This window comes from Chitinophaga solisilvae (assembly GCF_009928525.1).
GTDB classification, from domain to species: domain Bacteria; phylum Bacteroidota; class Bacteroidia; order Chitinophagales; family Chitinophagaceae; genus Chitinophaga; species Chitinophaga solisilvae.
In genome coordinates, this window is the sequence record NZ_JAABOK010000022.1 from 1 (window position 1) to 12644 (window position 12644).

Genomic DNA, 12644 nt, shown 5'->3' on the forward strand with positions numbered 1-12644 from the left:
CGCTCTTCCGATCTGCTAAACGTAGATTAAAGGTGATATACAATAGTTATCTCTTTTAATCTACGTTTAGCTCTTCGCTTCTACATTCGTAATTCGCAATTCGTAATTCGTAATTTAATTTTATAATTTCCTCTTAATGTTGCATCCCAGGCTATTCGAACTCACCACTCCCACCTGTTTTCCTGCCAGCAGTTCATTCATGGCATTTTGCAGCCAGCGTACTTTGGCGGCTTCGGGGTTGCCCGGGCTGTCGTCTATAGCGCCTTTGTAGGCTAGGAGGCTTTTTTTATCAAAGAGGTAGCATTCCGGTGTGTGGTTGGCATCGAAGGCAATTGCCATTTCCGCATTTTTATCGAGTACGTAATAGCAGTTGAAGGATTGCGCGCCGGCATACGCTTTCATGGCACTGTAGGAGTCTTCTTCGCTGCGGTTGGCTTCATTGGAGTTGATCATGATGACGCCAATGCTGTTGCTGCGTGCGAAGGAACATATGGAACGCAGCCTGTCCTGGTTGCGGAGCATATAAGGACATTTGTTGCCGGCAAATATTACCAGCAGGCCATTTGCACCTTTGGCCATGTTCAGGGATATTTCCTTTCCGGAGATATCCAGCATTTTCACTTCAGGTTTAGGAACAGGTGCGCCAGGTTCCAGCGGTTGCTCGCTTCCGGGATGGAAAGAGCTGAACAGCAGTGCACAGGTAAGGTAGAGAGCGGACTTCATCATAGTTGGTGGATTTCTTGTCCAATATAAATATAACAAATGCGACAGTATTCTGCCTACAGGCAGTCATTAAAAGAAAGATATGATAAAAAATGATAAAATAAAAATATTTAAAACCTGTCAGATCTGTTGAGGCTGCGGTCTGGCAGCAGGAAGAGGGCTGATACGGGCATCGCTGAGGGCGCGGATGCTGGCATTAAGTTCAAAACCTACCAGCAGGATAAAGGAATTGAAGAATATCCACAGCATCAGGATGAGGATAGTACCGATAGAGCCGTAGATTTTATTGTAGTTACCGAAATTATTGACAAACCAGGAGAAGCCGATAGTAACTAGAATCATGCAGGTAGTAGCTACTGCTGCACCGGCAGTAATGAATTTCCATTTTTTGGTGGTAGCAGCGCCGATGCGGTATAATACCGCGTTGATGGAATAGAACAGCATAACAATCAGCGCCCATCGTGCAATATCGATGACATTACGCAACCATTCGCTTTTGATACCGGTGACATTGAACAGCCAGCGCAGCGTGGCGCCCTGGGCTATAATCAGCGCAACCGTGATAAGCAGTAACAATACCAGGATAGCAGTGAGTTGCAGCGCTATCAATCTGTTCTGCCACCACTTCCTTTTGCGGAAGCCCGCATTTTCAATTTTGCTGAACGAACGCAGAATACCCATCACCCCGTTGGAGGAATAGAAAAAACCCATGAGGAAAGCGACGGACAGCAATCCGTTCCGGTGTGTGTACAGGAAGTCATGAATCATTTCCCGCACAATCATATAGGTGTTATAGTTAGGTGTAAGATCCTGCGCCAGGTCATATAAGGTAGGCTCAATATTTTTCACCGGTACATAGGGCACCAATGTAAACAGAAAGATGAAAAAGGGCGGTATCGCCAGCAGGAAATTGAAAGAAATGGCCCTGGCCCTGTCTCCCAGCCCACGGCTTTTGGTTTCCTGCCCGAAGTATTTCATTACATCATACAGCGGCAGCCCTTCGAAGCCGGGTAATATCAGGGTTTTACTCCTGTTAACCAGCCACCGGTAAGGGCGTGAACGAAAGATGATGTTTTCAGGTTTGAAAGCCACAAAAAGAGATTTATTTATTTTATTATTTTTTTATTTTATTATTTAGGTGGATACCTTCGGGTTACATCATGAAAAACTGTTTTGAAACTTACGTTTTAAAGGAGGCATCATGATTTTTTTCCTTCTCTTAAAATCAGATGATAAATGAAAATGAAAAACATGGATCAAATCTCAACATCAAAAGCAACAATAAAAAACACCAATCAAATGATGTAAAAAAACACCAATCAATCTTAACTATCAAATGATGCAATGAAAAAACATTGGTCAAATCTCAAATAACCAAATAATAAAATAACAACATAATCAGAAGCCTCTTTTGTTTAGTTCCGCCTGGTATTTTCTGGCGTTTTCCAGGTGTTCTGCATAGGTGGCTGCAAAAGCATGATAGCCTGAAAAGTCTGCCCTGGCGCAAAAATACAAATAATCTGTTTCAGGCGTGTTCAGTACGGCTTTCAGTGTTTTTTCAGAGGGTGTGCAGATCGGACCGGGGGGAAGCCCGGCATAACGGTAAGTGTTATACGGAGAATCGAATTGTGTGTGTCCTTCCCGGATTCTTTTCAGGGCAAAGTCCTGCAGCGCAAACTTTACCGTAGGGTCAGCCTGCAGCCGCATGCCTTTACGGAAGCGGTTGAGATATACGCTGGCGATGATGGGTTTCTCATCCAGTTTATTGCTTTCTTCGTCTACGATAGAGGCCAGGATGGTCACCTGTACAGGGGTAAGTCCCAGTGCTGCTGCTTTTTGTTTACGTTCATCAGTCCAGAATTCTTCCCTTTCCCTGTTAAGTTTTTTGAAGACATTTTCCGCGCTGGTATTCCAGTAGAATTCGTAGGTGTCGGGCACTACTACGCACATGACGGTGCTGGTATCCAGGCCGAACTGGCGGAGATAAACCGGGTCGCGCATCATGGCGCGGAGAGTAACGGAATCGGCTTCCAGGTTCAGGCTTATTTTCCGGACAAAGTCCTCTTTGGTGCGTAACTTGGTGATAACCAGCTCTACGGGCGACTGTTTACCGGAGCGCAGCAGCTTCACGATATCGAAGTTGCTCATGCCGTGGGTAATCTTATAACGACCGGCCTTTACACGGGAGGGATAGTCCAGTTCTTTGGCTACCCAGTTGAAGCTGTTACGGTTACGTACGATGCCTTGTTCTTCCAGGCCGTCCAGTACATTGGCATAGGTGCTGCCGGTGCGGACATAAAAGTACCTGGAATCGCCGAAGGCTTTGGTGTTGGGGCCAAATACCCGGTAGGATATATAGACGAGCGCGCCTGCGGCCAGGCAGCCGGCAATGACGAGGCTGCGTTTGAGCCAGATAGACGTAGGTTTTCGTTTTTTTGCCATTCGTAACCTGTAGTTATTAAAAAAACCTCGCTTTTAACGGCGAGGTTTCAGGAAATATTATTCAGGAAAATTTATTTACCAGGAGTTGCCGGAGCCGGAGCTGGCGTAGTGTTTGGCATTTGCTGTGCAGGAGCAGGAGCAGGGAGTGCTTGTCCGCCGCCGGCTCTTTCAACAGCAGTAGGAGTACCAACGTTGGTTTTGCTGGATTTACCGATGAAGAATGGAGCGGTCAGGCATAAAACAGCGATCACTACAGCGAGGATCCAGGTGCCTTTTTCCAAAACGTCAGTAGTCTGACGTACCCCGATCACCTGATTGCCAATACCACCGAAAGAACCGGACAGGCCGCCTCCTTTAGGGTTTTGGATCAGCACAAAGAAGCCTAACAACACACAGGCTAATATGATCAGGACACCGAAAATGATTAACATAAATATTATTGTTTGTTTTTATCTATTAAAGATTTTAGTTCTTGTATCTTCTGCGCAAAATAAGCGTTTTTGTCGGGATTAAGCAAACTTAATTTTTGATATATCCTGATCGCATGCTGATATTGATGCTGCTTTACCCAGATTTCTGCCAATGTTTCAGAAACAATGTCATTATTGAAGGTAATGGAGTTCATCGCCATCTTTTCTACCGTAGCGGAGATTTCCGGTTCTTCGTCTTCTTCATAGATGCGGTGCAGCTGCTGGTGGTACCAGTCTTTGCTGGTGCGTCCGGCAAAGTTATCCTTGATTTGCCGCAGCCACGAAGTAAAGCTTTTCATTTCTGCCATACCCTGTTCATTTAATTCATCCGCTTCGCCGGGCTCTTTGAGTCTTTTGTAGGCGAAGTAGTCGTCGGTGTATAAAGGTTGAAAGGTAAGGGTCGTTTCTGTTTCTTCCAGCTCTTCCAGTTTCAGCGGGAATATCTTAATCGGAGCGGAGGTTTCGTTTTCCGGTGGCGGTATAACGGCATTCACCTCTTTATCTGCCGCTTCCGGGGCGATAGTTTCCTGTCCGTTGAAGGCGCTGGTATTATGGCGGGCCAGCATTTCCAGGTCTTCCGCGGACAGCGCTTCCGTGTCAGCCGGCTGAGGAATGTCAGCGGGAGCAATGGCAGGTGTGGCTACCGTTGTTATAGCTTCCGGGGTGATTTCCCGTGTGGCCTCTTCCGTTGCTGTAGCTGTCATTACTATTTCATCTGCAACTGCTGTTTCGTCTTTACTCACTGTCTCTGCTGTTATATCTTCTTGTAAGGCTTCTTCATTAATGATGGCATCGTGTACGGCGATGGTTTCTTCCGGAATAACGGGAGCCATGCGGTTTGCTGCTTCCTGGAGTACCGGTTCGTGTGTAACAAACTGGTAGAAATGGTGCTGATGGCTGGTATACAACATGGCTTTTTTGATCAGCGGATGATGCAGATCGGGCGTATGTTCATACACTTTTTTTGCCAGCAGTAAATGCGCAGCAGGAAAATAGGGATGCTCCGTTGCCAGCCGTTCCATAGTGGCCATATCCACCTGTTGCAGGCTGGATTGAAGAAACACATGTGCAATTATCCTGTTTGCGATCATAGTCCGCTAATGTAAATGGAATTTACGGATTTTGAAATCAAAAATCTCCGGCAGCCGTTTTACCAGTTGGCAAAGGCCCTGTTGAAAATATCGTCTGTAATACCCGGAATAATCTGCTCTTCCAGCAATTTGTTGTCTACAGAGCTGGGAAGCTGAGTGGCAGGGAAATCCGCGGAACGGGTAAAGCTCTGCGTAAAGCCTTTTTTATCGCCGATACGTTTGATAAAGATGATATTGATGGTCACATTCAAACGGGAGGTGGCTGCTTTATCCACATCTGTTACAGCGGCGTTGGAAAATGAATAGCCGGTGATGGCGCCTTTGATTTCGTAATCAGCCCTGGTTTCGTTTTCGTTCACCTGGGTGAGGCGGGTCTGTGATGTGATTTTATCGCGCAGCTTCTGCGTGATCCGCTGACTTAAAGTAGGGTTGTTGATGGGCGCCCTGTTTTCAATGAAACGAACATTCACGGTTTCTGCTCCCTGGTCAATACTGGCGCCTGTAGTAGAGTAATGCACGCTGCATCCTGCTGTCAGGGCAATAAAAGCCATAGCGATAAATATTCTGATAGTAGTGGTCATTGTGGTGAAGATATTAAAATTCGTTTATTCGGCGATGTTATACTCCTTCAGTTTGCGATAAAGGGTTCTTTCAGAGATGCCCAGATCGAGCGCGGCATCTTTGCGTTTGCCTTTATGTTTTTTGAGTGCCTTTACAATCAGTTCTTTTTCCTTGTCGGCGATAGAGAGTGTTTCCTCTACTTCTTCATGGTGATCTATTTTGTTGTCCGCCAGGATGATAGGCTGTGCATTGCTGACAGCAGGGGCGGGCACGGTCATTTCGTTGCCGGAAGGGTAGCTGTGAATCACATGGTTATCAGGATGATAATCGTGTGCTGCATGCGCCATATTGGGATTCTGCAGGATATCGAAAAACATTTTTTTCACTTCTGTCACATCTTTTTTCATGTCGAAGAAAAGCTTGTACAGGATATCCCTTTCGCTGGCAAAGTCGCCGCCTGACTGCTGCTGAGGCGCCGCCAGCATCGGCAGGCGGTTTACTTCCGGTACTTCGGGCAGGAAACGTTTCAGGTCATTGGCAGTCACCAGTTTATCGGTAGATAATACAGAAATCTGCTCTGCAATGTTTTTCAGCTCACGTACGTTACCGCGCCAGGTGTAGTTCACCAGCATATTGCGGGCTTCTTCATCCAGCTGTATAGACGGTGTTTTATATTTTTCGGAGAAGTCTACCGAGAATTTGCGGAACAGCAGCGGAATATCTTCTTTCCTGTCACGCAGGGCCGGTACGCGGATAGGTACGGTATTAAGACGGTAATAGAGATCTTCCCGGAATTTGCCCTGTTGGGTGCGTTCCAGCAGATCGCGGTTGGTAGCGGCTATTACGCGTACATCTGTTTTCTGTACTTTGGAAGAACCTACGCGGATATATTCACCGGTTTCAAGTACGCGCAGCAGGCGGGCCTGTGTGCCGAGCGGCATTTCACCGATTTCGTCCAGGAAAATGGTGCCGCCGTTTACCGTTTCAAAATAGCCTTTACGGCTGTCTACCGCACCGGTGAAGGAGCCTTTTTCATGGCCGAAGAGTTCAGAGTCGATGGTACCTTCCGGAATAGCTCCGCAGTTCACCGCAATGAAAGGATTATGTTTCCGGGCGCTGAGCGCGTGGATGATCTGTGAAAATACTTCTTTACCAACGCCACTTTCCCCGTTAATCAGTACTGTCAGATCCGTATTGGCCACCTGTGCGGCCACCTGCAGTGCGTAATTCAGCGCGGGGCTGTTTCCGATAATGCCAAATCTGTTTTTAATAGCCTGTATGTCCATAAGCGGTAACCCGTTTATTAAATAGTTTACAATTGGGTATAGCAGCTGCTATACCACTTTTCCGATAAGCGTTCCGGCGGTACAGCTTTCTACTTTAACCATAACATATTCTCCCTTGCTGTAGTTTTCACGGGGGAATACAATGACTTTATTCTGATCGTTACGACCGAAGAGCTGTTCCTGGGAGCGTTTGGAGGTGCCTTCTATCAATACCCGGAAGGTTTTGCCCACCTCTTTTTTCATGCCTGCTTCTGAGTGCCTGCGATGCAGGGCTACGATTTCCGCCAGCCTTTTTTTCTTTATCTCTTCCGGAATATCGTCCTGGTAGCGGCGTTCCGCAAGGGTGCCGGGACGTTCGGAGTAGAAATACATATAGGCCAGTTCGTATTGTACATACCGCATGATGTCCATCGTTTCCTGATGGTCTTCCTCTGTTTCCGTACAGAAGCCCGCGATAATGTCGGTAGACAGGCCACAGTCGGGCAGTATCTCCCGGATGCGGTCTACCTTTTTCATATACCATTCGCGGGTATAAGTACGGTTCATCAGCTGAAGAATGCGGTTGCTGCCGCTTTGTACGGGCAGGTGTATATAATTGCAGATGTTATCATATTTCGCCATGACGAACAATACATCATCTGTAATATCTTTCGGGTGAGAGGTGCTGAAGCGCACGCGCAGCAGTGGATGAACGAGTGCTACCTTTTCCAGTAGCTGAGCAAAGGTGACGGTTTCTTCGCCGTTGCTGCTGGTCCAGTAGTAGGAGTCTACGTTCTGGCCCAGGAGGGTCACTTCGCGGTAGCCGTTGTCAAACAGCTCGGCGGCTTCACGTACCACAGAGTAGGCGTCCCGGCTGCGTTCACGGCCGCGCGTAAAGGGCACCACGCAGAAGGTACACATATTGTTGCAGCCTCTCATGATAGATACGAAAGAGGTAACCCCGTTGTTGTCCAGTCGTACCGGACTGATATCTCCGTAAGTTTCCTCCCTGCTGAGCAGCACATTCACGGACTTCATCCCGGTACCGGCTTCGGCGATCAGGGCAGGCAGACTGCGATAGGCATCAGGTCCTACTACGAGATCCACCAGCTTCTCTTCTTCCAGCAGCTTTCCTTTGATACGTTCCGCCATACAGCCCAATATGCCCACCAGGAGGCCGGGTGTACTTCTCTTTATCTGCCGGAACTCCGTCAGCCGCTTACGCACGGTCTGCTCCGCCTTCTCCCTGATAGAGCAGGTATTGAGCAGAATCAGGCTGGCTTCTTCCACATTACGTGTTGCGCCATACCCCTCCTTATTGAGGATAGACGCAACAATTTCGCTATCGTTGAAATTCATCGCACAACCATAGCTTTCTATATAAAATTTTTTACTATATGTCTGAGCATCAGCCATCTGCGGAGCAAATGCTTCTCCCTGGCGGCTTTCATCATGCACTTTGGTAACCTGATCCAGCATTTCCTTATCTAAAATTTTGGATGGCAAAAATAAGCAAATAAAACTAAAAAAATGACAGAATGACAGGGGGGATGGAGTTAAGTAGGGCCACTTCTCAAATAATTACGAATTACAAATTGCGAATTACGAATGAAGAGCGAAGATCTAAGCGGATAAAGAATTTACTTTTTCGCTTAGATCTTCGCTCTTCATTCGTAATTCGCAATTCGTAATTCGCAATTATTGAGCTGGTGTTTTCACCAGCTTAGCCGCCAACCAGCTGTCTTTCAGCGGAATCAGCCATTGGCTGTCCAGTTCCGCTCTGGTGAGGACGGTATTGTTGAGATAAAGGGTGTTTTCGTCGATAAAGCCTTTTTCCAGGGCATAAGGCAGCTGGGCCATAGGGAGGAGCTGTACTTTATCTTTCACGATAAAGCCTAGCAGCAGGCGGTCGAACATATTCACATTGTATTGTCTTTCAATACTTTTGATCACTCTCACGGAGCTGTCGGTGCTGCAGCCGCTTACAGTGGTCTGGGTTTCATCGGCGATCAGCACGATGACCTGGTTCAGTACCAGTGCGCCCCAGCCTTTTACGGGATCGCCATGGGCGTTCCACTGGGCTGTAAACTGGTGCAGCTGTTCATTGATTTCTATTGTCTCCTGGTCATTGAATGGCCTGTTGCTCTGATATATCCAAACCCTGGAGGCCGGAGAAAAGCCGGAAGGGAGATTTATATTGTTCATCATGGTACAAAATTACGGGTTATTTGATTATTTGAGATTTGGTCATTTGAGATTTGTTGCTGATAGCGGTTGCATCATTACTTCAGCAATAGCTAATGATGTGTGGCAAATGACCCAATCTCAAATGACCAAATCTCAAATAAATCTATTTCATGTTGGCCGCTATCATCTCTGCTATATCCAGCACTTTTACCTCGTCTTCCCTGCCGGTTTCCTTGACGCCGTCGGTGAGCATGGTCATGCAGAACGGGCAGTTGGAGGCGATGACGGAGGCGCCGGTAGCTACGGCTTCGTGGCCTCTTTCTATGTTGATGCGGGTAGTACCCTTTTCTTCTTCCTTAAACATCTGGGCGCCGCCGGCGCCGCAACACAGTCCGTTGCTGCGGCAGCGTTTCATTTCTACCAGTTCGGCATCCAGCAGTTCCAGCACTTTGCGGGGCGCTTCATAGATGTTGTTGGCGCGGCCCAGGTAGCAGGAATCGTGATAGGTGATCTTTTTGCCTTTGAAAGTGCCGCCTTCCTGCATGGTGATTTTGCCCTGATCGATGAGGGACTGCAGGAAAGTGGTATGGTGAATGACTTCGTAGTTGCCTCCCAGTGCGGGATATTCGTTTTTCAGTGTATTAAAGCAGTGAGGGCAGGCGGTCACAATTTTTTTGACGCCGTACATATTGAGCACCTGTATATTGTTCTGCGCCATCATCTGAAAGATGAATTCATTGCCGGCCCTGCGGGCAGGATCTCCGGTACAGGTTTCTTCCTTTCCTAAAATCGCAAACTGTACGCCCACTTTTTCCAGAATGGTGGCGAAAGCCCGGGTGATCTTTTGTGCGCGCTGGTCAAAGCTGCCTGCACAGCCAACCCAGAAAAGCACTTCAGGGGTTTCTCCGTTTGCGGCATATTCTGCCATCGTCTTTATCATAGCTTGTAGCTTTAGGTCCTTTAGATTGTTGTTGTATGCTTACATGTTTTCTGTCCACTTGTCACGGTCGTCCATGCTGAACTTCCAGGGAGCCATATTATTTTCTATGTTGCTGAACATCCCTGTCCATTCTGCCGGCGCGCTGGATTCTTCCATTACCAGGTGGCGGCGCAGCTGTAATATAATATCGAGGGGGCTGATGCTCACCGGGCATTCCTGTACGCAGGCGTTGCAGGTGGTGCAGGCGCGCAGCTCTTCTTCAGAGATATAGTCGCGGAGCAGCGTTTTGCCGTCGTCCGTGAAAGTCTTGTTGGCATTGATGTTACGGCCTACCTCTTCCAGGCGGTCGCGGGTATCCATCATAATTTTGCGCGGCGATAACAGTTTGCCGGTGATATTGGCCGGGCAGGCAGCGCTGCAGCGGCCGCATTCTGTGCAGCTGTAGGCGTCGAGCAGGTTTTTCCAGGTGAGATCAAATACATCCTTTGCGCCGAATTTAGGCATCGTATCGGAAGCTGGTGCGGAGGCAGCCAGTTCCGGTTGCAGCATCAGCTGTACTTCATGCTGTACGGCCGGCATATTTTCCATTTCACCGGCAGGCTCCAGGCTTGCATAGTAAGCGTTCGGGAACGCCAGTACAATATGCAGGTGCTTGGAGTAGGGGAGATAGTTCAGGAAGGCAAGTATACCCAGGATGTGCAGCCACCAGCAGGCACGCTCTACAGCCATCACGCTGCTGTCTGACATGCCATGGAATAAGGAAGTGAACATACCGGAGATCCAGAAGTGGCCGGTAGCAATGTAATGCTCCGAACCGCGGGACTGCATCTCCTGATCGGCGGCATTCATCGTCAGGAATAACAGCATCAGCACAATTTCCGTGATAAGGATATAATTGGCGTCTGAACGCGGCCACCCGTTCAGATCTTTGCTGAGAAAGCGTTTCAGCTTCAGGATGTTTCTGCGTACGAGAAAGATGGCGCATCCGGAAAGTACCAGCACCGCCAGTACTTCAAATAAACTGATTAATACGGGGTAAAGGCTCCCTAATACGGGAACGAATAAACGATGTGTGCCCAGGATACCATCCAGGATGATTTCAAGGATTTCCAGGTTGATAATCAGGAAGCCGGCGTACACAAAGAAGTGCAGTACAGCTACCAGCGGGTTACGAAACATTTTTTTCTGACCGAAGGCCAGCAGTAACAGATTTTTCCAACGCAGATCGGGGTGGTCATTGAGGTCCTTATCGCGCCCCAGCAGGATGTTACGCCTGATCTGGCGTACCTTCGTGGAAAACAGGAACACCGCCATCCCAAAGGCGATAATAAATAACAACTCTTGTACAATTCGCATTATATCTTAGATTTGACTCCCTAATTTAGGGCTTTTTTAGCTTCCACCTTTTAGCGGCAACATTTAGTTTTTCTTTATCTTAATGTTACAGGCTGAAAGCTAAATCTTATTTTTGCTGATATGGAAAGCAGGAACATTATACTGACACAGGATATTATTCAGAAAAAAATAGAACGCATTGCGTACGAAATATACGAGCATAACAGCGATGGCAGCGAGATCATACTGGCCGGCATCTGGGACAGGGGCGTGATCATTGCACACAAGATTGCTGCCATACTCCGGCAGATCTCCCCGCTGACGATCCGTATTATTGAACTGCGGCTGGATAAGCAGCATCCGGGTGAGGTAACTGTTTCCGAACAAATTGATTTCAATGATAAAGTAGTAGTAGTGGTAGATGATGTGGCCAACTCCGGCCGTACCATGCTGTATGCCCTGAAACCCCTGCTGGCATACCTGCCTCAGAAAATCCAGACAGCAGTGCTGGTAGACAGAAGGCATAAGTCCTTCCCGTTGTCCGTGGACTTTGTAGGCTATTCCCTTGCCACTACCCTGCAGGATATGGTACTGGTGGAAATGAACGGGGAAGAAATTGTGGCTGCCTACTTCGAATAACCTTCTCAGAAATAAATGGCGTGCAGGCGCATCTCGCCCTGCGTATTGATTTCCAGGGCCGGTGCCGGAAATTTCAGCATATTCAATACCTGGAACAGCACTTTCACTCCTTTTTTGCGGGTGGGTATCCTTGTAAAATCCACATCGGGCGACAGATAAAACTGCCTGATGCGGCGCGTCTGGCTGTAATCCTGTGCCCCGCCGCGTTTATCTTTCCAGGTGTTATCCGTACCACCGTACATACCGTCAGCACCATAGCCTACGGCAATATTGAGCCACTTCGGCAGCCAGGTGTTTTTGTGGAAGGAATAGGGATTTACGGAAAGCCAGTAGGTCTGGCCGTTGTAGTCCTTGAGTGTTCTCTCCCAGAAGGTATGTCCGAATAGCTGGTCTGCCTTTTCCTGGAGTACGGGGCCTTCATATTTTTTGGGGTGTGCGGAAAATTTCAGTTGTATGCGTTGCTCGTTCCATAGCAGCTCCTGGCTGATGAGCAGAGCGGAGCCTGCTGCATTGGCGGCCATATCGCTCCAGGAAAAGCCCCATTCCGCGGAGTAGCCGTCGAGCGCTTCAATGACGGATTGATACGCGAACCCGCTCATTCCGCCGATCCATATCTGTTGTTTGCGTGGTAATCCGCTCCAGCGCCACATTTCACGGCTGTACTTCCCTTCAAAGTATGCGGCAAAAATATGTCCGGCTTTGTCCATCTGGTTCCATTCATCAGCATCATTGAAAAAGTGGAAGGAGGATCTGGGGTAATCCCGGTACCAGGTGTGGTTAAGCACCAGCAGGCCGCCGGCATATACGGCAGCGGTAACAGCGCCCAGTTCCCATACCCTGCTGTTTATGGTGGAGTCGGGGAGCGCAAAGAGGGGTACCTTTTTCTGTGCGGGTACGGATATGGTCAGTAAGAGGAGCAGTATAGCTGCTACCATGGCCCTCCCCGCCGGGGGGAGGGTTACCAGGGCAGTATGCTCTTTGTTATGGCAGA

At 48.2% G+C, this 12644-nt stretch carries 13 protein-coding genes; 1 reads left to right on the top strand and 12 read right to left on the bottom strand.

The window, feature by feature from the left end:
* Positions 1-120 precede the first annotated feature (120 nt).
* The 11 genes from GWG06_RS28095 to GWG06_RS28145 form a co-directional block, all read right to left on the bottom strand.
* A complete protein-coding gene (locus GWG06_RS28095) occupies positions 121-726 on the bottom strand; it encodes a redoxin domain-containing protein (protein WP_235938580.1) in 606 nt (201 codons plus the stop codon).
* A 117-nt stretch (positions 727-843) separates the two neighbouring features.
* Positions 844-1815 (bottom strand): YihY/virulence factor BrkB family protein, encoded by a 972-nt coding sequence (locus GWG06_RS28100; protein WP_160717738.1) that lies wholly within the window; start codon positions 1813-1815, stop codon positions 844-846.
* A 306-nt stretch (positions 1816-2121) separates the two neighbouring features.
* Entirely contained in the window at positions 2122-3165 is a 1044-nt protein-coding gene (gene mltG, locus GWG06_RS28105; RefSeq protein WP_127035644.1) for an endolytic transglycosylase MltG, read from the bottom strand.
* Positions 3166-3236: 71 nt separating this feature from the next.
* Positions 3237-3596 carry a preprotein translocase subunit SecG gene (gene secG / locus GWG06_RS28110; protein ID WP_127035646.1) on the bottom strand — a complete coding sequence of 120 codons (360 nt, stop codon included), beginning with the start codon at positions 3594-3596 and terminating at the stop codon, positions 3237-3239.
* A gap of 5 nt (positions 3597-3601) precedes the next feature.
* Complete coding sequence (locus tag GWG06_RS28115) at positions 3602-4726, bottom strand: hypothetical protein (RefSeq protein WP_160717740.1); 1125 nt, start codon at positions 4724-4726, stop codon at positions 3602-3604.
* A 59-nt stretch (positions 4727-4785) separates the two neighbouring features.
* Positions 4786-5307 (bottom strand): LPS assembly lipoprotein LptE, encoded by a 522-nt coding sequence (gene lptE, locus GWG06_RS28120; RefSeq protein WP_127035650.1) that lies wholly within the window; start codon positions 5305-5307, stop codon positions 4786-4788.
* A 24-nt stretch (positions 5308-5331) separates the two neighbouring features.
* The gene (locus GWG06_RS28125) at positions 5332-6573 is read right to left on the bottom strand and encodes a sigma-54 interaction domain-containing protein (protein WP_127035652.1); all 1242 of its coding nucleotides are present in this window, start codon (positions 6571-6573) and stop codon (positions 5332-5334) included.
* A gap of 48 nt (positions 6574-6621) precedes the next feature.
* Positions 6622-8031: a tRNA (N6-isopentenyl adenosine(37)-C2)-methylthiotransferase MiaB gene (miaB, locus tag GWG06_RS28130; protein ID WP_160717742.1), complete on the bottom strand. Its 1410-nt coding sequence runs from the start codon at positions 8029-8031 to the stop codon at positions 6622-6624.
* 219 nt (positions 8032-8250) lie between these two features.
* Positions 8251-8760 carry a hypothetical protein gene (locus GWG06_RS28135; protein ID WP_127035654.1) on the bottom strand — a complete coding sequence of 170 codons (510 nt, stop codon included), beginning with the start codon at positions 8758-8760 and terminating at the stop codon, positions 8251-8253.
* Between the two features lie 142 nt (positions 8761-8902).
* The gene (locus GWG06_RS28140) at positions 8903-9679 is read right to left on the bottom strand and encodes a (Fe-S)-binding protein (RefSeq protein WP_127035656.1); all 777 of its coding nucleotides are present in this window, start codon (positions 9677-9679) and stop codon (positions 8903-8905) included.
* 39 nt (positions 9680-9718) lie between these two features.
* On the bottom strand, positions 9719-11035 hold the full coding sequence (locus GWG06_RS28145) for a 4Fe-4S dicluster domain-containing protein (RefSeq protein WP_127035658.1): 1317 nt from the start codon (positions 11033-11035) through the stop codon (positions 9719-9721).
* A gap of 120 nt (positions 11036-11155) precedes the next feature.
* Between GWG06_RS28145 and GWG06_RS28150 the strand changes: the two genes are divergently transcribed.
* Positions 11156-11653, top strand: a complete 498-nt coding sequence (locus tag GWG06_RS28150; protein ID WP_127035660.1) for a phosphoribosyltransferase family protein — start codon at positions 11156-11158, stop codon at positions 11651-11653.
* A gap of 5 nt (positions 11654-11658) precedes the next feature.
* On the opposite strand, the gene GWG06_RS28155 is transcribed toward GWG06_RS28150, so the two are convergent.
* The gene (locus tag GWG06_RS28155) at positions 11659-12588 is read right to left on the bottom strand and encodes a DUF2279 domain-containing protein (protein WP_160717744.1); all 930 of its coding nucleotides are present in this window, start codon (positions 12586-12588) and stop codon (positions 11659-11661) included.
* Positions 12589-12644: the final 56 nt, after the last annotated feature.

Bases quoted from the DNA above. Each gene is read 5' to 3' on its own strand.
- GWG06_RS28095 (WP_235938580.1), bottom strand. From the start codon at position 726: ATGATGAAGTCCGCTCTCTACCTTACCTGTGCACTGCTGTTCAGCTCT.
- mltG (WP_127035644.1), bottom strand. From the start codon at position 3,165: ATGGCAAAAAAACGAAAACCTACGTCTATCTGGCTCAAACGCAGCCTC.
- secG (WP_127035646.1), bottom strand. From the start codon at position 3,596: ATGTTAATCATTTTCGGTGTCCTGATCATATTAGCCTGTGTGTTGTTA.
- GWG06_RS28115 (WP_160717740.1), bottom strand. From the start codon at position 4,726: ATGATCGCAAACAGGATAATTGCACATGTGTTTCTTCAATCCAGCCTG.
- lptE (WP_127035650.1), bottom strand. From the start codon at position 5,307: ATGACCACTACTATCAGAATATTTATCGCTATGGCTTTTATTGCCCTG.
- GWG06_RS28125 (WP_127035652.1), bottom strand. From the start codon at position 6,573: ATGGACATACAGGCTATTAAAAACAGATTTGGCATTATCGGAAACAGC.
- miaB (WP_160717742.1), bottom strand. From the start codon at position 8,031: ATGCTGGATCAGGTTACCAAAGTGCATGATGAAAGCCGCCAGGGAGAA.
- GWG06_RS28135 (WP_127035654.1), bottom strand. From the start codon at position 8,760: ATGATGAACAATATAAATCTCCCTTCCGGCTTTTCTCCGGCCTCCAGG.
- GWG06_RS28140 (WP_127035656.1), bottom strand. From the start codon at position 9,679: ATGATAAAGACGATGGCAGAATATGCCGCAAACGGAGAAACCCCTGAA.
- GWG06_RS28145 (WP_127035658.1), bottom strand. From the start codon at position 11,035: ATGCGAATTGTACAAGAGTTGTTATTTATTATCGCCTTTGGGATGGCG.
- GWG06_RS28150 (WP_127035660.1), top strand. From the start codon at position 11,156: ATGGAAAGCAGGAACATTATACTGACACAGGATATTATTCAGAAAAAA.
- GWG06_RS28155 (WP_160717744.1), bottom strand. From the start codon at position 12,588: ATGGTAGCAGCTATACTGCTCCTCTTACTGACCATATCCGTACCCGCA.